The organism is Anaeromassilibacillus sp. D41t1_190614_C2 (assembly GCF_015558525.1).
GTDB classification, from domain to species: domain Bacteria; phylum Bacillota; class Clostridia; order Oscillospirales; family Acutalibacteraceae; genus Anaeromassilibacillus; species Anaeromassilibacillus stercoravium.
Window position 1 is genome coordinate 17,617 of sequence record NZ_JADMOD010000013.1, and the last position, 18,908, is coordinate 36,524.

General features: G+C 53.1%; 16 protein-coding genes and 1 riboswitch. Of the genes, 11 read left to right on the plus strand and 5 right to left on the minus strand.

What is annotated here, in order from left to right; all coding sequences use genetic code 11:
- Positions 1–3 precede the first annotated feature (3 nt).
- The 4 genes from I2G69_RS10460 to I2G69_RS10475 all read right to left on the minus strand — a co-directional run bounded on the left by I2G69_RS10460 (position 4) and on the right by I2G69_RS10475 (position 5,255).
- Positions 4–252 carry a hypothetical protein gene (locus I2G69_RS10460; RefSeq protein WP_087234869.1) on the minus strand — a complete coding sequence of 83 codons (249 nt, stop codon included), beginning with the start codon at positions 250–252 and terminating at the stop codon, positions 4–6.
- 22 nt (positions 253–274) lie between these two features.
- Positions 275–1,351 carry a 6-phosphofructokinase gene (locus tag I2G69_RS10465; RefSeq protein WP_191362704.1) on the minus strand — a complete coding sequence of 359 codons (1,077 nt, stop codon included), beginning with the start codon at positions 1,349–1,351 and terminating at the stop codon, positions 275–277.
- A gap of 165 nt (positions 1,352–1,516) precedes the next feature.
- A complete protein-coding gene (locus I2G69_RS10470) occupies positions 1,517–3,643 on the minus strand; it encodes an RNA degradosome polyphosphate kinase (RefSeq protein ID WP_087234867.1) in 2,127 nt (708 codons plus the stop codon).
- A 58-nt stretch (positions 3,644–3,701) separates the two neighbouring features.
- Complete coding sequence (locus I2G69_RS10475) at positions 3,702–5,255, minus strand: Ppx/GppA phosphatase family protein (RefSeq protein ID WP_087234866.1); 1,554 nt, start codon at positions 5,253–5,255, stop codon at positions 3,702–3,704.
- 471 nt (positions 5,256–5,726) lie between these two features.
- On the opposite strand from I2G69_RS10475, the gene I2G69_RS10480 reads away from it, so the two are divergent.
- The 5 genes from I2G69_RS10480 to I2G69_RS10500 all read left to right on the plus strand — a co-directional run bounded on the left by I2G69_RS10480 (position 5,727) and on the right by I2G69_RS10500 (position 12,248).
- Positions 5,727–7,106, plus strand: coding sequence for a Sapep family Mn(2+)-dependent dipeptidase (locus tag I2G69_RS10480; protein WP_191395327.1), 1,380 nt, complete (start codon positions 5,727–5,729; stop codon positions 7,104–7,106).
- Between the two features lie 18 nt (positions 7,107–7,124).
- Complete coding sequence (locus I2G69_RS10485) at positions 7,125–7,799, plus strand: HD domain-containing protein (protein WP_087234864.1); 675 nt, start codon at positions 7,125–7,127, stop codon at positions 7,797–7,799.
- Positions 7,800–7,896: 97 nt separating this feature from the next.
- Positions 7,897–10,236 (plus strand): ATP-dependent DNA helicase, encoded by a 2,340-nt coding sequence (locus I2G69_RS10490; protein WP_191520957.1) that lies wholly within the window; start codon positions 7,897–7,899, stop codon positions 10,234–10,236.
- A gap of 101 nt (positions 10,237–10,337) precedes the next feature.
- Positions 10,338–11,822, plus strand: coding sequence for a DUF1846 domain-containing protein (locus I2G69_RS10495; RefSeq protein WP_191362700.1), 1,485 nt, complete (start codon positions 10,338–10,340; stop codon positions 11,820–11,822).
- A 21-nt stretch (positions 11,823–11,843) separates the two neighbouring features.
- The gene (locus tag I2G69_RS10500) at positions 11,844–12,248 is read left to right on the plus strand and encodes a DUF3842 family protein (protein ID WP_087234861.1); all 405 of its coding nucleotides are present in this window, start codon (positions 11,844–11,846) and stop codon (positions 12,246–12,248) included.
- Between the two features lie 97 nt (positions 12,249–12,345).
- Here the strand turns inward: I2G69_RS10500 and I2G69_RS10505 are convergent, their stop codons facing one another.
- Positions 12,346–12,987: a phosphoribosyltransferase gene (locus I2G69_RS10505; RefSeq protein WP_087234860.1), complete on the minus strand. Its 642-nt coding sequence runs from the start codon at positions 12,985–12,987 to the stop codon at positions 12,346–12,348.
- 283 nt (positions 12,988–13,270) lie between these two features.
- On the opposite strand from I2G69_RS10505, the gene I2G69_RS10510 reads away from it, so the two are divergent.
- The 6 genes from I2G69_RS10510 to cobK all read left to right on the plus strand — a co-directional run bounded on the left by I2G69_RS10510 (position 13,271) and on the right by cobK (position 18,887).
- Entirely contained in the window at positions 13,271–14,095 is an 825-nt protein-coding gene (locus tag I2G69_RS10510; RefSeq protein WP_087234859.1) for a mechanosensitive ion channel family protein, read from the plus strand.
- 12 nt (positions 14,096–14,107) lie between these two features.
- Positions 14,108–14,291, plus strand: a riboswitch (cobalamin riboswitch).
- Positions 14,292–14,426: 135 nt separating this feature from the next.
- Positions 14,427–15,566 (plus strand): cobalt-precorrin-5B (C(1))-methyltransferase CbiD, encoded by a 1,140-nt coding sequence (cbiD, locus tag I2G69_RS10515; protein ID WP_195560743.1) that lies wholly within the window; start codon positions 14,427–14,429, stop codon positions 15,564–15,566.
- Complete coding sequence (gene cobM, locus I2G69_RS10520) at positions 15,563–16,342, plus strand: precorrin-4 C(11)-methyltransferase (protein ID WP_195560744.1); 780 nt, start codon at positions 15,563–15,565, stop codon at positions 16,340–16,342. The genes cbiD and cobM overlap by 4 nt, the downstream gene beginning before the upstream one ends.
- On the plus strand, positions 16,332–17,357 hold the full coding sequence (locus I2G69_RS10525; protein WP_195560745.1) for a cobalt-precorrin 5A hydrolase: 1,026 nt from the start codon (positions 16,332–16,334) through the stop codon (positions 17,355–17,357). The genes cobM and I2G69_RS10525 overlap by 11 nt, the downstream gene beginning before the upstream one ends.
- 17 nt (positions 17,358–17,374) lie before the next feature.
- The gene (gene cobJ, locus I2G69_RS10530; protein ID WP_191395332.1) at positions 17,375–18,100 is read left to right on the plus strand and encodes a precorrin-3B C(17)-methyltransferase; all 726 of its coding nucleotides are present in this window, start codon (positions 17,375–17,377) and stop codon (positions 18,098–18,100) included.
- Positions 18,101–18,113: 13 nt separating this feature from the next.
- Positions 18,114–18,887, plus strand: a complete 774-nt coding sequence (gene cobK / locus I2G69_RS10535) for a precorrin-6A reductase (protein ID WP_191520954.1) — start codon at positions 18,114–18,116, stop codon at positions 18,885–18,887.
- Positions 18,888–18,908 lie beyond the last annotated feature (21 nt).

Below are 18,908 nucleotides of genomic sequence, written 5' to 3' on the forward strand. Positions count from 1 at the left end.
CGTTTAAAAGGAAATGCAGTCGCTGTCCTCGGAGAAATACTCGTCATCCAGCTCCTTTTCATTCTTTTCGATGTATAGGGCGGACGCTTTTTTGATTGTGGGCAAAGATTTTTGCACGGTATCCATGCAGCGAATCCATTTCCAAAGGGCCCAGCCACTCACAGCGGTCAAAAGCACGCCAATTCCTGCGGCAACCATTCCGATCAGGCTAAGAATTTTCAAAAAGTGGTTGTGATTTTCAAAATCAAACATGGTCAGGCAACCTCCTTTACGATCAATCGCCGAAGCAGATGCCGATATCGCGCCCGGTCTGGATGACATCGCAGTCCTTCGGAACCGTTTTGAGCTTTCCAGCAACCTCCGAGAGAGGCACGGGAACAATTTTTCCATTTTGTAAAGCGACCATATTGCCGTACTGCTTCTGAACAATCAGCTTTGCGGCCGCAGCGCCAAAACGTGTGGAAAGCACACGGTCATAGGGGCAGGGGCTGCCTCCACGCTGGAAATGTCCGGGAACCGTTACGCGAATCTCCTGGCCGGTCTTGTCGCCGATTTCCTTTGCCAGGCGATAGGAGATCGAGGGATATGTCATACTTGCGCGCGCAGCTTTAAATTCCTTTTTGCTGAGTTTTGCCTCTTCCTTGGACATAGCGCCCTCCGCAACGGCAAGGATGGAGAAACGTTTGCCCGATTCGTTGCGCTGACGGATGGTCTTAACAATGCTGTCGATGTCGTAGGGGATTTCCGGCAAGAGGATTACGTCGGCTCCGCCTGCAATGCCCGCGTACAGGGTGAGCCAACCGACCTTGTGCCCCATGATCTCGACAATAAAGACGCGCCCATGGGACGTAGCTGTAGTGTGGATACAGTCCAAAACGTTGGCAGCGATATCCATCGCGCTGTGGAACCCAAAGGTCATATCCGTGCCCCAGACGTCGTTGTCGATGGTCTTGGGGAGCGAGACAACATTGAGCCCTTCTTCGCTGAGCAGATTGGCTGTCTTATGGGTACCGTTGCCGCCGAGGACTACCAAGCAATCCAGCTTCATCTTCTTGTAATTGTCCTTCATGTTTTTGACTTTATCCACGCTGTTTTCGTCGATGACACGCATCAGCTTAAATGGCTGCCGCGAAGTGCCCAAAATGGTGCCGCCGAGCGTAAGGATGCCGGAAAAATTTTCCGGTTTCATGCGCTTATAATTGCCTTCGATCAAGCCGCGGTAACCGTCGTTAATGCCATAAATTTCCACATTGTCGCCGAATTCTTCATACAGCGCTTTTGCAACGCCGCGAATAGCTGCATTGAGGCCTTGGCAGTCTCCACCGCTCGTCAAAATACCAATTCTTTTCATCAAAGCCACATCCTTTTTACATCAATAATAATTACGCCCAATTCTGGTGCAGAATTCTTTCCTGCGGCATAGCGCGTCAAAACGGACCTGTAACAGAGCGGGCAGATTTTCCAAGAAGAGACACGGAAAACCTCCGGGTTTATCCTTCGAATCGCATAAAGCGTATTATTCTGCAGTACTGCGAATCGGTTTATATGGCTGAGAGGCATCCGGTACCTGCAAGGCTTTCACAGCCTTTTGTGCCATAATTGAAAATTCTACCTGGCTATTGTGTGGGGCCTTTCCGCGCCGGTCGATATGCTCATATGTGGTGTCGGAGCGGAGCATACGTGCATTTATATTGTCATTCCACATCGTTTCCAAAATGCCAAAAGCACGTTCTTTCAGATCCTCATCTTCGATGGGGAATACCAGTTCCACACGCCGGTCCAGGTTGCGGGGCATCCAGTCTGCGCTGCCCATATAAATTTTGGGGTTCCCGGCGTTTTCAAATTTGAAAATACGGCTGTGCTCTAAGAGCTGGCCCACAATACTGATTACCGTAATATTCTCGCTGACACCCGGAAGCCCTGGCACCAAACAGCAGATACCGCGAACAATCAAGCGGATCGGAACATTGGCTTGCGAAGCCTGATAAAGCAACTCGATAATCTCTGGATCGACTAGGGAGTTGACCTTGGCTGTGATGCCACAGGGCAGGCCAGCCTGCGCATTGGCGATTTCCTTTTGAATCATTCGAACAAAGAATTCCCGCAGGCCGTGGGGGGCGACTGCGAATTTGTTGTAATCCGGGGGCAAAGAGTAGCCGGTCAATACATTAAACAGGGAAGAGGCATCCCTGCCGAATGGCTCTTTGCAGGTAAAGACGCCGATGTCGGTATAGATTTTGGCGGTCGAATCGTTGTAATTGCCGGTCGCCATGTGGAGATACCGGCGGATGCCGTCCTCGTCCCGGCGCACGACCAGGAGAATCTTGCAGTGCGTCTTCAGGCCTGCCAAGCCGTAGATGACATGGCACCCGGCTTCTTCCAGCTTCTTTGCCCAGAGGATATTGTTTTCCTCATCAAAACGGGCCTTCAATTCCACCAAAACCGTGACCTGCTTCCCATTTTCAGCAGCGCGGATCAAGGCGGCGACAATCGGGGAATGCCCGCTCACACGGTATAAGGTCTGCTTGATGGCCAGCACATTTTCGTCCTCGGCTGCCTGCCGTACAAAATCCACCACGCATTCGAAGCTCTCATACGGGTGATGGACCATGCGGTCCTTATCCCGGATCGCTTCGAACATATCGCTGTAGCCCCAGAACGCTGCGGGCGGGTAGACCGGCTTGATGGGCTTGAAGCAAAGATGCTCACAACCGGAGAGATTGGCAAATTTCGAGAGGAAGGTCAGATCCAGCGGACCAGGGACTTCGTAGATTTCGCTCTTATGGATCTCCAGCATTTCGATCAGGAACTCTTTTGTCTCCTTATCGCAGCGCTGGAGCAATTCCAGGCGGACAGGCTTACCGCGTTTGCGCCGCTTGATGGATTTTACAATCTCACTGAGCAGGTCGTCCGCCTCTTCATCGATCTCCAAATCGGAATCGCGGGTGATGCGGAACGGGCAGCTCGCTTGAATCTCATTGAGCTCAAACAGCGATTCCAGCTTATAGGTAATCACATCCTCCAACAGGACAAACACGCGCCCCTCTTCACTGGGGACTTCTAAAAACCTGGAAAGAATACCCGGAACCTGCACGACCGCAAAATAGGATTCCTCAGATTTTTTGCTTTTCAAACGAACCGCTAAATTCAGGCTTTTGTTCGCCAGGAACGGGAACGGACGGCTGCGGTCCACCGCCAAAGGAGTGAGCACAGGGAAGAGGACCTTATCAAAATAGTCGGAAATGAACGCCGTCTGTTTTTCACTCATTTGATCCGGCGTAACAAACATAATGCCGTTCTTTTTCAGAGCAGGGACAATGGAACGGTGTAAACAGGAGTACTGGCGCTCTGTAAATCCATAAATCTTCGTATTCAATTGGGGAAGCAACTTCGCAGGGGTGAGGCCGGAGAAGTCCGCACGGTTGTAACCGGATTCCACCTGTTCTTTTACCCCAGCGACACGCACCATGAAAAACTCGTCAAGGTTCGAAGCAGTGATCGACAAAAACCGGATGCGCTCCATGACGGGATTTTCCTTTTCAAAGGCTTCTTCCAGGACACGGGCGTTAAAATCCATCCAGCTCAGTTCCCGGTTGATAAAGGGAAGCTGCTGCTTTTCCATTTTTTCATTTTTTTCAATCATATAACCACGCAGCCTTTTTAATAGTATTTACCCCTCGGTAAACGACGGGGGGAACCGCTCAAATCATGGTCGATTTGATGGTCAATTCCGGATTGATTCCGAACACCTCTTTAAAGAAGGGGGCTGTCTGTTCGAAAGCCCATTTTTCCAAGTAGAGGTTTTCATTGCTTTCCCCTGTAATCAACAGGCGGTTCTTGTCCAGCCGGACCTTAATATCGTCCAATTTCTGCTTATGCGCTTTGTCAAGCGCATTGGCCAGGCGGAAGATCGCCACCAATTTGGAGATGACCAACCGGATTGGTTCCCGGATGCGGATAAACTCCAAGCCATCGTAATTGGGGACATCGTATTCGTTATACCGTGCGATATAGGCGATAATCAACATTTCTTCGGCGGTCATGCCATAGAGGTCGATGTTTTTTAAAAGGTCAAAGGAACTGGAAAGATGCTCCTTTGCGTTGACATAATGGCCGCAGTCGTGCATGATGGAGGCGAGCTCCAAGAGCAGGCGCTTGCGCCGGTCCAAGCCATGCATGCCTTTCATTTTATCAAAGATTTTGCACGCAAATTTACGGATGTTTTCTGTATGATGTTCGTTGACATTATAGACACGCGCCATAGCCCGCGCACAGGAGAGCGCGTTAACGCGCACATGTTCTGCATACTCATTAGCGCTTTTGGGGATCAGCATCTGCTTCATCAACGCGAACCAGAGGTCTACCTTAGGCGCGATGATATGATCCGCTTTGACAAACTGCATCAAACGCACATAGATGGCCAAAGCGGAATAGAGAAGCTCTGCAACCTCCTCTTCGATACCGAAGCGGTCGCTGATCTTTTCCTTGGAAAGGGAACGGATCTCCTTGAAGAGGCTTTTGATCTGTTTGGCTTTGATGATATAGCGGCCATTTTCCGGTTCAATTCCACAGATCTTAGCGATCAGCTCAATCTCGTTTCCTGTGAGGACAAGACTTTCAAAGCCGCCTTCCGGCTGGGGAAGACGGATGCGGCCGATGATGGAATCTAAGTATTCTTTTACAACAACATAGAAGGAATCGGTTTCTTCCTGAATGCTTCCTAGCATATCATGAAGTTTTAACGCGCCCATAGGGACGTTCTGGGAAAAGACCATATTTTGCCCGTCGAATACAGATAGGCCGATTGTACCCGCACCGATATAGGAGATCAATGCGTTGCCCATTTTCTGAGGAGCCATCGTTTGCAGGCCAGCAAGGATCTCCGAATAGATCAGTGTTTTTTCCTGGCTATCTTCTAAGACTTCCACAGTCATGTCGTTTTGAATTTTGAGCTGATCCAAAACGTAGGCCCTATTTTTGGCTTCCCGCAGGGCAGTGGTAGCGACCACTTTATATTGGTCTACACCATATTCCGCCATGATATCGCTGTATCCATGCAAAATGCTGGACAGCTCCCGCAGGCTTTCAAAACTGATTTTTCCTCCAGTAAAGACCTCATGTCCAAGATTAAGTGGATATTGCAGGCGGTCAAGGGTGACGATCTCCCCTTTACGGAGCTGGCAGATCCGCATTTTCAACAGATTGGACCCAATGTCGATCACAGCAGCAATTTTTCCGCCCTTCTTTTTGTTCATCTGTACACCACCTACTTATTTTTCAAACGGATGAAATTACAATTCGATGTGGAAATGCATGGAATTTTATGCTCCATAGTAGTGAGAATCGGTTCCAGCGTCTTGCACGGGAAATTTGAAAATCTCATCGATGTTTTATACTTTATTATAGCAAATCTTTGCCTTCTCAGCAATATAGGATTCCCAGTTTCTTTGCAAGATGGGATACTTCTAAATTTCTTTTAACAAATGCTGGTAGGAAAGTCGTTTTTCTCCTATTTTATTGGGAAAGATTTGTGGTATAATAACCTCACAGCATAAGCGGAAGCCAATGTTGGAAAAGGTTGCCGCCGTCTGGATGCCTAGGAAAAGAATGAACCATATGCAGAAAATGGTAACGTGTTTTCTGTTTAAGAGGGAGGCTGTCCAGCGTTTTGTTCCAGTACAATTGGTAGGATAACCTCAAATACAGTTGAAAGGAAGAGAACAAAATTGCATTTCGGAAATAAAATTTTAAAGTATCAGGATCAAATCTTTGCGGACTTGGCCAAGCTGATTGCAATCCCTTCCGTGCGAGGGGAAGCGGAACCGGGGAAGCCCTTTGGGACCGCGCCAGCACAAGCTTTGCAATGCATTTTGGAGATTGCGGAGAAGCTCGGATTCTCCACGCAAAATGTCGGAAATTATGCCGGCCACGCGGAGTACGGCCAGGGTGAGGAGATTGCAGCTGTGCTTTCCCATGTAGACGTTGTCCCGGCGGGGGACGGTTGGGAGACCGACCCATTCGTTATGACCAAAATTGGCAACCAATATTTTGGCCGCGGCGTGGCGGACGACAAAGGGGCGGCCATCGTATCGCTGTATTGCCTGAAGGTTTTGCAGGACGAGCAGGTTCCGACAAAGCGCCGCATCCGTACGATTTTCGGCGCTGGCGAGGAGACGGGAAGCGACGATCTGGAGCGCTACTTTGAAAAGGAACCCATGCCGGTGATGGGCTTTACACCGGACTCAGAGTACGGCGTGTGCAACCGGGAGAAGGGTATCCTGCGCATGAATTTCTCTGCGCCGAACGATTCTACGGTGTTGAAAAGCTTTACCGCAGGGACTGTGGTCAATGCGGTGCCGGCCGGCGCCTGTGCGGAGTTGGCCTGTACCAGAGATGAACGGGAACGTTTGCGCACGGCGATGGTTTCTATGGAAGGGCGTTTTACTTTGGAAGAGACGGACGAGGGCGCACGCATTACCTCGGAGGGGACGGCGTCTCATGCGATGCAGCCGCAGGAGGGCTTTAACGCGGCTTCCCATCTATTGGCGTTGCTTTTTGAAGTGTTCACGGAGGAACAAATGGGCACGCTTCCGGCCTTCCTCCAAAAACATATTGGCGTGGAGCTGGACGGAGCCTCTATGGGAATTAGGCAACAGGACGACGAGTCCGGCCCGTTGACGCTGAACTTGGGGCTGGTACACGCGGATGCATCCCTGTGTACGGCCGCCATCGACATCCGCTATCCTGTGACGTCGGACGGGTCTGCAATCATCGAAACGATTCAGAAGACCGCGCGGGCAGAGGATGTGTTTTCCGAGGAGGGCGGCCATATGAAGCCGCTGTTCCTGCCTGCCGACCGTCCGTTTATCGCCCTTTTGCAGAGCGCTTATAAGGCATTCATAGGCGAACCCGCGCCGCTCTATTCCACCGGTGGAGGGACCTACGCGCGTGAACTGGGCGGAAAAGGGGTTGCTTTTGGGCCATTCTTCCCGGATGAGCCGGACCGCCGCTTGCACAATACGAATGAAAATATTGACATCGACCGGTTCATGCTCCACGCACAGATCTGTCTGGAAGCAATGTATCATATGGCGGTGGATGATTGAGTCCGGGGGAGGCCATTTATGGAAACATATCGGACAGTGACCTTTGAAGAGATTTGGAAAAGCGAAGAGGTCAACGCATATATCAAAAATGGAAATGATAACCTTGGCGTTATTGGCTTTACAGAGCACGGCCTAGCCCATGCAAAACGCAGTTCGGATGTTGCCAGGCAGATATTGCAAAGCTTAGGATATGATGCAAGAACCTGCGAGCTGGCGGCGATTGCCGGCTATATGCACGATATTGGCAACGTAGTAAACCGCTCCGACCATGCGCAGAGCGGCGCGTTGATGGCATTTACCATCCTGAACAAACTGCAAATGGACCCAGCGGAGATCGCCTTGGTGGTGGCGGCGATCGGCAACCACGACGAAGGAACCGCCGCGGCAGTGAACCCCATCGCGGCGGCGTTGATCCTCTCCGACAAAAGCGATGTGCGGCGTTCACGCGTGCGCGATAAAGGGACCGTGGCTGCGGACATCCACGACCGCGTCAATTATGCGGTGGAACGCTCTGCGATGGAAATTGACCCGGAAAACCGCACCGCCGTATTGAATATTGTGATTGATACCACGATTTGCCCGGTGATGGAATACTTCGAGATCTTTTTGACCCGCATGGTGCTTTGCCGGCAGGCGGCGCAGTTTTTGAACCTGCAATTTGAGCTGATTATCAACGATACACGCCTGTTGTAACTATTTTTGATAAAAATATTTTGAATTTGTCTTAGGCTGGCCCGTCCCAACGGCGCCAGCCTTGTGCTTTGGTACAGCGGACGAAGGAGGGAGACCGATGGCCTATGAGATTCGCATCTCGGTCAAAAAGCTGGCGGAGTTTTTGTTGCAGAGCGGCAGCTTGGGCAACCGGTTCGGCGGTATAGACCGGGCCAGCGAGGGAGCGCGCATTCATCGCCGCCTGCAAAAGGCGGGAGGACCGTCGTACCGCGCAGAGGTGTTCCTTTCCCAGCAGACGGAGCGCCATGCATTTCTCTATCGGGTGGAGGGAAGGGCCGACGGCGTGATTACGGATGCCGTTGGGGTGACGGTCGACGAGATCAAGACGACTGGAGCCCCGCTCACGATGATTACAGAGGATTTCAACCGGGCGCATTGGGGACAGGCGATGTGCTACGCCTATTTTTATTGCCTGCAAGAGAATCTGGAGCGGATCTCCGTACAGCTCACCTATTTTCAGGTGGACACAGAGGAGATCCGGCGCTTCCAGCGGGTGTATACTGCTGAAGAACTGGAAGCGTTTTATCTGGATCTTCTCGATCAATATGAGAAATGGGCGGCCATCCAACGGGATTGGACATCGGTGCGCGACCAGTCCATCCGGGCGTTGGCGTTTCCCTTTGCTACATACCGCGCCGGGCAGAGGCAAATGGCGGTGGCGGTCTATCGAACCATTGCGGCAAAAGGCCGGCTGTTCTGTCAGGCTCCGACCGGCATTGGGAAGACAGTTTCAACCTTGTTCCCAGCCGTCAAAGCGATGGGCGAGGGGAAGGCAGAACGCATTTTCTATCTGACCGCTAAGACGGTCACGCGCAGGGCGGCAGAGGATGCGTTTGCCCAGATGCGGGATCAGGGCTTGCGGCTCAAGACCATCACGCTGACCGCCAAGGACAAAATCTGCTTTTTGGAACAGAGGGATTGCAACCCGGAAGCCTGCCCCTATGCGAACGGCTACTATGACCGCGCCAACCAAGCACTGTATGAGCTGGTCCACGATTGCGAGGCGGTGACCCGGGAAGCGGTGGAGGCCTGCGCGCAAAAACATCGAGTGTGCCCGTTTGAACTCTCTTTGGACGCCGCCCTTTGGTGCGACGCCATCATCGGTGACTACAATTATCTGTTCGACCCGGTGGTGTATCTGAAGCGCTTTTTTGGGGAAAGCCCAGGCGAGTATGTCTTTTTGGTGGATGAGGCGCACAACCTGGTCGACCGCTCCCGCGACATGTATTCGGCGGCGCTGCACAAATCCACCGTGTTGCAGGCAAGGAGGCTCGTTGGAAAGGAAGAGCGCAAGCTTTTCCGTGCACTGGGCGCCGTGAACACCGAGATGCTTACTCTGCGCAAGGCGTGCGGGGAATCCCGAACGCTTACGCAGGAAGAAGCGCCCAAAGAACTCCTGACCGCTCTGAACCGCTTTATTTCTTGCTGGGAGGAGTGGGCGGAGGAGCACCGCCATTCCCGGACCGATCCGCTCCTGTTGCAGCTCTATTTTGACGCATTGTTTTTTCTGCGGATTGCGGAGCTCTACGACGATCACTTTGTCACCTACGTGACGGTCAGCGGGAGCGATGTAACAGTGAAGCTCCTCTGTCTGGACCCGTCGCCCTTGCTGGACAAGGCGATGCAGCGCGGCCGTGCGTCCATTTTCTTTTCTGCCACACTTTCCCCGTTGGACTATTTTACTTCGGTGCTCGGCGGGGATGACACCACAAAGAAATATGTGCTGCCCTCCCCGTTCGATCCGGCCCACCTGGGGCTCTTTATCGACGACCGGGTCAGCACCAAATATCGGGATCGGGCGCGCAGCCTCCATCCTGTCGCGGAATTGCTTTATGCCATGTTACAGGGGAGGCAGGGAAATTATTTGGCCTATTTCCCGTCCTACTCCTATATGAACGAAGTGTACCGTGTTTTCCGGGAGCGTTACCCAGAGGTGCAAACCCTTTTGCAGACCGCTGGTATGGACGAAGAAGCACGGATGGAATTCCTCAACCGTTTTGATGTGGAGCCGGAAGGGACCTTGCTGGGGTTTTGCGTATTGGGCGGCATTTATGCAGAGGGGATCGATCTGCGCGGGGAGCGGTTGATCGGCACGGCGATCGTCGGCGTTGGACTGCCGCAGGTGAACGCAGAGCAGGAGATCCTGCGCGCTTACTATGACCGGACAAACGGGGAAGGGTTTGCCTTTGCCTATCAATATCCAGGGATGAACAAGGTTTTGCAAGCGGCAGGGCGTGTGATCCGCGGCGAGCAGGACCGCGGAGTGGTCCTGCTGATCGACAGCCGCTTTTCCACCGCATCCTACCGAAACTTGTTCCCCACACATTGGCAGCATTTTCAGACGGTGCGTTCGGCTCCCGAATTGGAACAGGCCGTGGCTGCCTTTTGGGAGCACTAAAATTTGAGAATCTTTTTGCAGGAAGTTGCATTCTCTCCGTGCTTTTACTATAATATGAGTATTATTGAGGTCTTAAAGGGAAATGATGAGAGAGGTAGAACATGAAAGCAGTAGGGTTTGATAACGACAAATATTTGGAGACACAATCGAAGCATATTTCCGAGCGCATTTCCATGTTTGACAACAAGCTGTACTTAGAGATGGGCGGGAAACTGTTCGACGATTTTCACGCTTCGCGCGTGTTGCCGGGATTCCAGCCGGACAGCAAGATGAAGATGCTTCTGCATCTTTCCGATCAAGTGGAAATCGTGATTGTCATCAATGCGACGGACATCGAGAAAAGTAAAATGCGTGGGGACATCGGCATCACCTACGATGCGGATGTTCTGCGTCTGATCGATGCGTTCCGGGACATCGGCCTCTATGTGGGAAGTGTAGTAATTGCCCAGTATGCAGGGCAACCCGTAGCGGATACCTTTAAAAACCACTTGGAGCAGTTGGGCGTAAAGGTATATCTGCACTATCCGATTGAGGGGTATCCGTCCAATATCCCCCATATCGTCAGCGACGAAGGCTTTGGCAAGAATCAGTATGTGGAAACCTCGCGTCCGCTGGTGGTGGTGACGGCTCCTGGGCCGGGCAGCGGAAAAATGGCGACCTGCCTTTCACAGCTCTACCATGAATACAAGCATGGCATCAAAGCGGGATATGCCAAATTCGAGACGTTCCCGATTTGGAATCTGCCGCTGAAGCATCCGGTCAATCTGGCGTATGAGGCGGCGACGGCCGATCTCAATGACGTCAACATGATCGATCCGTTCCATTTGGAGGCTTATGGGGAGACCACGGTCAATTACAACCGCGATGTGGAGGTGTTCCCGGTTTTGAATGCCATTCTGGAAAAGATCACCGGAAGCAGCCCCTATAAGTCGCCGACGGATATGGGCGTCAATATGGCGGGAAATTGCATCATTGACGATGAGGTTTGCCGGGAGGCATCCAAACAGGAGATTGTCCGCCGGTATTACCACGCGATGTGCGAGCAGCGGCAGGGGCGCATTGCGGAAGACGTTGTATATAAACTGGAACTTGTGATGAACCAGGCGGGCGTTACGGTGGAGGACCGCCATGTGGTGCGCCCCGCCTTGGAACGTGCAGAAGAGACCGGCATGCCTGCTGCGGCCATTGAATTGGGGGATGGTAAAATCATCACAGGGAAGACCTCTTCGCTCTTGGGGGCCTCCGCTGCGGTGCTGCTGAACGCACTCAAGCATCTGGGGGGGATCAGCCATACCATGCCGCTGATTTCTCCGATTGTCATTGAACCCATCCAGAATTTAAAAACGAGGCATTTGGGGAACCTGAACCCACGTCTCCATACAGATGAAATCTTAATCGCTCTTTCCATCTGTGCTGCTACCAATCCAACCGCAGAGTTGGCGCTCCGCCAGTTGCCGAAATTGCGCGGATGCGAAGCCCACTCTTCGGTGATCCTTTCCCCGGTGGATGAGACCACCTTCCGCAAATTGGGCGTCAATCTGACCTGCGAACCGAAGTACCAGACCAAAAAGCTCTATCATAAATAACGGCGGGAAGGGAGAAGCGATATGCGGATTGTCGTAATCGACGGACAGGGAGGCGGCATAGGGAGAAGCCTCGTAGAGCGCATTCGTTCCGAATTGCCAGACGTGCAGATTGTTGCCGTCGGCACCAATTCCCTTGCAACGTCGGCTATGCTTAAGGCGGGGGCAAATGTCGGCGCGACGGGCGAAAACGCCGTGATTTGTAATGTGAAACATGCGGATGTAGTTGCCGGCCCAATCGGGATGATGGTGGCAAATTCCCTGTGGGGTGAAATTACCCCGGCAATGGCGTCGGCAGTTTCTGAAAGCCCTGCGCAAAAGGTGTTGATCCCCGTGGAGCAGTGCCATGTGCATGTGGCCGGTGTTGTAGAAAAGCCGATGTCCCGATATATCGAGGACGCGGTGGCTGTTATTCGATCCTGTCAATAAAAAACCGCTGCCAGTGCTTTTTGCATGGCAGCGGTTTTTTTATAGCCCAAACGGCTTGGTGCCCCCTTTTTTTAAAGTAGCGCCAAACCAAGGCCGGTCAAATTTTTGAATATCCGTAGCTGTTTACAATGGCGTCGATCTTGCGCTTCTGCTGGCAGTCCGGACAATCTTTAAAAGCATAGGTTTGGTAGTTTGGAATATCTTCGGGAGTAAAGATGGTATCGACATGCACACCGCCCATTTCGGTGATTGCGCTGAAAATGGCGGAGATTCCGATCACATTGCCTCCATAGTATTTGATGCATTCCAGGGATCGGTTGATGGTTTTGCCGGTGGTTGCGGAAGCCACCAGGAGAAGAATGTTCTTCTGCCAGACCATCGGCTGGATATTGTCGCGGAAAATCATCTGCCCGTTGGTATTGAATTCCGGGGTGATGATGCAGATGTCGCTCTTATCGTTCATGGACATGATGCCAGATTTAGAAAGATAGCGCGCTAAGAAAGCGGCGATAACCTCACAGCCATCCATACATACGATTGTGTCTACCATGGTGTTGTTTTCGTACTTCATCGCCATGGTCGCTGCCGCTTCATAAGCCATTGCATGGCGGTGCTTGATACTGGTCATATCAATATAATAGTTGATATGCGAGTGATTGGTGGCAAAATGACCCGGGATCACTTTGATCGAGATTTTGCTGTTCTTAGGGGATTTAATTTTGATCGCTCTGCTTTCCATACGATTCCTCCATTCTCCAATTGCTGGAATGAATTTTCAAGCCGCAGCCATCCGCAAATTGGCGTTTTGATGCAAAAAGCTGATGCCCTGGAAATTTTGCAAACACGAATCGCTGTGGATTTATCTATACCATACCATTTATTTGTAAAAAACGCAATATAGTTTAAAAAATATATACAAAACATATAAATTCTTGTGCGAAATTTTTTGCAAGACTTTGTTTAATATAATAGGAATTGTTAAAGCGAGTGTGGCAAATCTTTTCGAAAGGGATGCGATCGAAATGTCATTTGAAGATGTTTGGCAAAAGTTTTTAACATGGCTCTTAGATATGTTGCCCAATGTAATTGGCGCCGCGCTAATCTTTGCCGGCGGATGGTGGCTGAGCAACGTGGTAGTGCGCTTAATCAAGCGCACGATGACACGAGCCCGCACAGAGACTGGGATCGTTACATTCTTGTGTTCCCTGGCGAATGCAGCGGCGAAGATTATCATCAGCATTATGGCCCTGTCGCAGTTGGGGGTTCCCGTCGGGCCAATGATCACGGCGATTGGTGCGGCAGGAGTGACCGTTGGCTTAGCGTTAAAGGAAAATATGACCAACATCGCCAGCGGTGCACAGATCGTTTTTACAAAGCCCTTTGCAGTGGGGGATTACCTCTTGGTAGACAATGTAGAAGGCACAGTGGAGCGCATTGAGATGATGTTCACAACCCTTCGGACCTTTGACAACAAGGAGATCGTTATCCCGAATTCGACCATTACCGTCAGTACGATTATAAATTATACGGCGATGAAAACACGGCGGTTGGATTTGCGCTATTCGGTGGGATACGAAGACGATCTTTCAAAAGTAAAAGAGGTGCTTCAAGAACTGACGGATAAGAATCCTTTGGTCGAGCGGGATCCAGAGCCATTGATCGCCGTGGAGGAACATAAGGACAGTTGTATCCAAATGCTGGTGCGCGTTTGGTGCAAAACGGACGATTACTGGACGCTTTACTATCAGATGCAGGAGGATGTGAAACTGGCATTTGACCGCGAGGGAATTCACATTCCATTTCCACAATTGGATGTGCATCTGGACCGGCCGGTTGACAAAATATAGAAATCCGTTTAAAATAGGGCACAGGATATAGGTGCTCCTTTCCAGGAAAGGGGCTGAAAAGGGAAGCGGGTGTGATTCCCGCGCAAGTCCGTTGCTGTGAATACGGAGCGAGCTCCAAAAACCACTGGGAAACCGGGAAGGTGGAGTGTTGCAGAGATGTATGAGCCAGAATACCTGCCTATATGCTTCATGCGACTCCACGGTACTGGAGTGCGCGTGGCTGAAGGAACCACAGTGGGAGCAGAAGGACTGCGCCCATGATTTCCGCCATTCACGCCATTCGGTCATGCGAGTGACTGAATGGCGTTTTTTATTCGCAGGAGGACCGCCCATGAAGCTGGAGGAATATGTTTACCGGGACCAGAAGCGCCTGCGGTGTGGTTATACCACCGGCAGCTGTGCAGCGGCAGCGGCAAAGGCCGCCGCGCAGATGCTGCTTTCCGGTGAGCGTGTCGATCAGGTGGCGCTTTCTACACCGAAGGGGGTTCTTTTGCAATTGCCAGTCGGCCATATCCGGCTTTCGGAGGAGTCTGTTTCCTGCGCGGTGCAAAAGGACAGCGGGGACGATCCCGATGTGACGGACGGCGTATGGGTATTTGCAGAAGTGCGCCGTGCGGACAAGGGGGTATATATTGCCGGCGGAGAGGGCATTGGCCGGGTGACGCGCCCGGGGCTTGCTTGCGCCGTTGGGGAGGCGGCCATCAATCCCGGCCCGCGCCGGATGATCGCCAACGCTTTGCAGGAGGTTGGGGAAACCTATGGGTATACCGGCGGTTGGCAGGTGACCCTTTCCGTACCGGAGGGGAAACGGCTTGCGGAAAAGACCTTTAATCCCCGGCTGGGGATCACCGGGGGGATTTCCATCCTGGGGACTAGCGGGATTGTGGAGCCGATGAGCGAACGCGCGCTGGTCGATACCATCCGGACGGAGCTCCGGCAGTTGCGCACCTTGGGGGCGCGTACGGTTGTGGCGGTACCCGGAAATTACGGAGAAACCTTTCTGCGGGAACAGATGCGCCTCCCTTGCCGTGCCGTCTCGTGCAGCAATTACATTGGGGAGCTGCTGGACATGGCGGTGGATTTCGGCTTTGAGGGGCTTTTGCTGGTGGGGCATGCGGGAAAGCTGGTCAAGCTGGCCGGTGGCGTGATGAATACCCATTCCCGTTACGCGGATGCCCGGATGGAGATTATCACCGCCCATGCTGCGCTCTGCGGCGTTTCCCCAGTGTTGGCAGGAAAGCTGATGGACTGCGTCACAACGGATGAAGCGTTTGAACTCTTGCAAAAAGAACAGTTGCTGTCCCCTGTGATGGACAGCCTCATACAAAAGATACATTTTCATATAAACGCCCGCGTCCGCGGACAGCTGACGGTTGGAGCGGTCTTGTTTTCCAATGCATTTGGCCTTTTGGGGCAAACCGCAGAGGTAGATGGATTGTTGCAACGCCTGAAAGGAGAGGAAATCGAATGATTCATATTGTCGGAGCGGGGTCCGGCGACGTTGATTTGATTACGGTGCGGGGCGCACGGCTGCTAGAAGAAGCGGATACGGTGGTCTATGCCGGTTCCCTGGTGAATCCGGAAATCCTCACGACCTATACGAAATCCGGCTGCAAAGTCTATGACAGTGCCCGGATGACCCTGGAAGAGGTGCTGGACGTGCTTCTGACAGCGGAACGGGCAGGGGAAAAGGTGGTCCGGCTGCACACAGGAGATCCGTGCTTGTACGGCGCCATCCGGGAGCAAATGGATGCCTTAGATGCCGCCGGTGTACCGTATGAAGTGGTGCCGGGGGTCAGCTCATTCTGTGGGGCGGCCGCTGCGCTGCACGCGGAATATACGCTGCCGGGCGTCTCGCAGTCCGTTGTGATCACGCGGATGGCCGGGCGGACGCCGGTCCCGGAAAAGGAGTCGGTCGCCAGCTTTGCGAAGCACGGTGCGACCATGGTCGTTTTTTTGAGCACCTCCTATTTGGAAGGCCTGCGGGAGCAGCTCCTGGAGGGCGGATATGCAAAGGACACGCCCGCAGCCATTGTCTATAAGGCGACTTGGCCGGACGAAAAGGTGGTCCGCGGCACGGTGGACGACCTCCCACAGATGGCTTCGGAAAATGGGATTACCAAAACGGCGTTGATTTTGGTCGGCGGATTCCTTGGGACGCAGTACGACCGCTCAAAACTCTACGCGCCCGATTTCTCCCACGGATACCGCGCAGCGAAAACCGGAGGCGCGCCCCATGCGGATTGAGTGTATCGCATTCACCGCCAGCGGCGTCCGGTTGGCGCAGCGGTTGGCGGAGTTTTTCCGCGACGGAGGGGATATTTGTACCGTAAGTGCGCCGGAAAAATACGCGAAAAATGGCGTTGCGGCCTTGGATTCGCTTGCAGATTGGACAGCGCGCTCCTTTGGACAGGCGGATGCGCTCATCTTTGTCAGCGCCTGTGGCATTGCAGTCCGCAGTGTTGCACCGCATTTAAGGAGCAAATTTACCGATCCGGCGGTAGTGGCTGTGGACGACTGCGGACGGTTTGCCATACCGCTTGTATCCGGGCATGTGGGGGGAGCCAATGCGCTCGCCCGGCGGATCGCCGCTGCAATTGGAGCACAGGCGGCTGTCACTACGGCAACCGATGGGAACGATGTATTTGCGGTGGATACATGGGCGGCGGATCAGGGATTCCTGGTCGTGCGTCCCAATGCGGCAAAAGCCGTTTCCGCCGCGCTGCTCAATGGGGAACCGGTGGGGTTCCATAGTGACTTTCCAGTGGAGGGGACGCTTCCAAAAGGAATCGTTCCTGCGAAGGAAGGTAAAGTCGGAATCCGCATATCCCTTACGTATGAAGAGACGTTTCAGACGACCTGTTGGCTTCTTCCAAGGATTTTGACGCTTGGAATTGGCTGCAAAAGAGGGACAGAACCGATCAAGATACAAAAAGCGGTTGATTCCACCTTACAAGGGAAATACCTTTACATGGAAAGCGTGCAAAATGTTGCGTCCATCGACAAAAAATGCGATGAAATCGGGCTTTTGGAGTTCTGTAAAGCAAATTGCCTTGTCTGTAATTTTTTCTCGGCGGAGCAGCTAACGAGGGCAAAAGGCCACTTTACGGGGTCTGCATTTGTGCAAAATACGGTCGGCGTGGACAATGTTTGCGAGCGCGCAGCCGTACTGGGGAGCGGCGGAGCGCTTCTCGTGGGAAAACAAGTATTTTCGGGTGTGACCGTCGCAGTGGCGGCCGCGCCGCTGGTGATTCGATTTTAGTGGAAAGAGGGGATGCTATGAGACTCTATATTGTTGGAATCGGTCCGGGAGAGGCGACGCAGATGACCCAGCGTGCGCAGGCTGCCTTGGAGCGCAGCGAGTTGATCGTGGGGTATACCGCTTACGTCGATCTGGTCCGCCCTCTTTTCCCTGAAAAATCGTTTTTGACCACTTCGATGCGCGGCGAGGTGGAGCGCTGCCGGTTGGCGGTGGAACAGGCGCTAACCGGGCGGACCGTATCCTTGGTTTGCAGCGGCGACGCGGGCGTTTATGGGATGGCAAGCCCAGCGTTGGAGGCGGCGGAGGCCTATCCCCAGTTGGACATCGAGGTGGTCCCGGGGGTGACGGCCGCGTGCAGCGGTGCTGCGCTATTGGGAGCGCCTCTTTCCCACGACTTTGCCGTCATCAGCCTGAGCGACCTCTTGACCCCTTGGCCATTGATTGAGAAGCGGTTGGCTTGCGCGGCGGAGGCGGATTTTGTCCTGTGCCTGTACAACCCGTCGAGCAAGAAACGCGCAGATTATCTCCGCAGGGCCTGTGAGATTGTCCGGCGGTTCCGCCAGGCGGAGACCCCTGCGGGGGTTGTGCGGGAGATTGGACGTGCGGGAGAGTCCCATGCGTTGATGACCTTGGAGGAATTGCAGGAATACCGAGCGGACATGTTTACGACGGTATTCATCGGCAACTCCCAGACCAAGATCCTCAACGGCCGCTTGGTGACGCCGCGCGGCTATCGAACCTGATGGAGGAAGAAGCATGGCGCCACAAATTTTGCTGTTTGCAGGGACCAGCGAGGGGAGGCGGTTGGCCGAACGCCTTTCCGCGCATGGGATTTCCTTCTATGTCAGTGTTGCAACCGCATACGGCGAGACGCTTTTAGAACATGCGCACGCCTCCATCCTACAGGGGCGGATGGACCGGGAGGAAATCATCGCGTTTTTGCGGGCACATCCCGTCGAGTGTGTGGTGGACGCCACGCATCCATATGCAGCTTTGGCCACGGAACATATCCGAGGCGCCTGCCGGGAGACGGGGACGGAGTATCTGCGCCTTTTGCGTGAAGCGCCTGAAGATGGCTGGCGGGAAGATTGTCTCTATGTCTCCACCGCGCAGGAAGCGGCGCAATCGCTCAAGAACTTGCCGGGAAATATCTTATTGACGACCGGGTCAAAAGAGCTCTCGGCTTTTACGGAAGTCCCGGACTATGCAGAACGGTCCTTTGTGCGGATGCTCCCTACGGAAGAGGCCGTGCGGAAGGCGCTGTCGTTCGGGTGGACGCCGGGGCATCTGATTTGTATGCAGGGACCCTTTTCCGAGGAGCTGAACCTCGCCTTGCTCCACCAGTTCGACATTCAGGTGCTGGTGACCAAGGAATCGGGAAAAGTAGGCGGCTTTTGGGAAAAGCTCCGTGCAGCACAGAAAGCGGGGGCGCGCACCATCGTGATCGGGCGGCCGCCCCAAGTTCCAGGGGATTCATTTGAGGTGCTTTGGCAAAAGTTGTGTAAGCGATTTATGATAAACTCCCGATAAAGAGAGAAAAGGCGGTGGTAG

What these genes read in the sequence shown, in the direction of transcription:
- I2G69_RS10460 (WP_087234869.1), bottom strand. Translation starts at nt 252, where the DNA reads ATGTTTGATTTTGAAAATCACAACCACTTTTTGAAAATTCTTAGCCTG.
- I2G69_RS10465 (WP_191362704.1), bottom strand. Translation starts at nt 1,351, where the DNA reads ATGAAAAGAATTGGTATTTTGACGAGCGGTGGAGACTGCCAAGGCCTC.
- I2G69_RS10470 (WP_087234867.1), bottom strand. Translation starts at nt 3,643, where the DNA reads ATGATTGAAAAAAATGAAAAAATGGAAAAGCAGCAGCTTCCCTTTATC.
- I2G69_RS10475 (WP_087234866.1), bottom strand. Translation starts at nt 5,255, where the DNA reads ATGAACAAAAAGAAGGGCGGAAAAATTGCTGCTGTGATCGACATTGGG.
- I2G69_RS10485 (WP_087234864.1), top strand. Translation starts at nt 7,125, where the DNA reads ATGGAAACATATCGGACAGTGACCTTTGAAGAGATTTGGAAAAGCGAA.
- I2G69_RS10490 (WP_191520957.1), top strand. Translation starts at nt 7,897, where the DNA reads ATGGCCTATGAGATTCGCATCTCGGTCAAAAAGCTGGCGGAGTTTTTG.
- I2G69_RS10495 (WP_191362700.1), top strand. Translation starts at nt 10,338, where the DNA reads ATGAAAGCAGTAGGGTTTGATAACGACAAATATTTGGAGACACAATCG.
- I2G69_RS10500 (WP_087234861.1), top strand. Translation starts at nt 11,844, where the DNA reads ATGCGGATTGTCGTAATCGACGGACAGGGAGGCGGCATAGGGAGAAGC.
- I2G69_RS10505 (WP_087234860.1), bottom strand. Translation starts at nt 12,987, where the DNA reads ATGGAAAGCAGAGCGATCAAAATTAAATCCCCTAAGAACAGCAAAATC.
- I2G69_RS10510 (WP_087234859.1), top strand. Translation starts at nt 13,271, where the DNA reads ATGTCATTTGAAGATGTTTGGCAAAAGTTTTTAACATGGCTCTTAGAT.
- cbiD (WP_195560743.1), top strand. Translation starts at nt 14,427, where the DNA reads ATGAAGCTGGAGGAATATGTTTACCGGGACCAGAAGCGCCTGCGGTGT.
- cobM (WP_195560744.1), top strand. Translation starts at nt 15,563, where the DNA reads ATGATTCATATTGTCGGAGCGGGGTCCGGCGACGTTGATTTGATTACG.
- I2G69_RS10525 (WP_195560745.1), top strand. Translation starts at nt 16,332, where the DNA reads ATGCGGATTGAGTGTATCGCATTCACCGCCAGCGGCGTCCGGTTGGCG.
- cobJ (WP_191395332.1), top strand. Translation starts at nt 17,375, where the DNA reads ATGAGACTCTATATTGTTGGAATCGGTCCGGGAGAGGCGACGCAGATG.
- cobK (WP_191520954.1), top strand. Translation starts at nt 18,114, where the DNA reads ATGGCGCCACAAATTTTGCTGTTTGCAGGGACCAGCGAGGGGAGGCGG.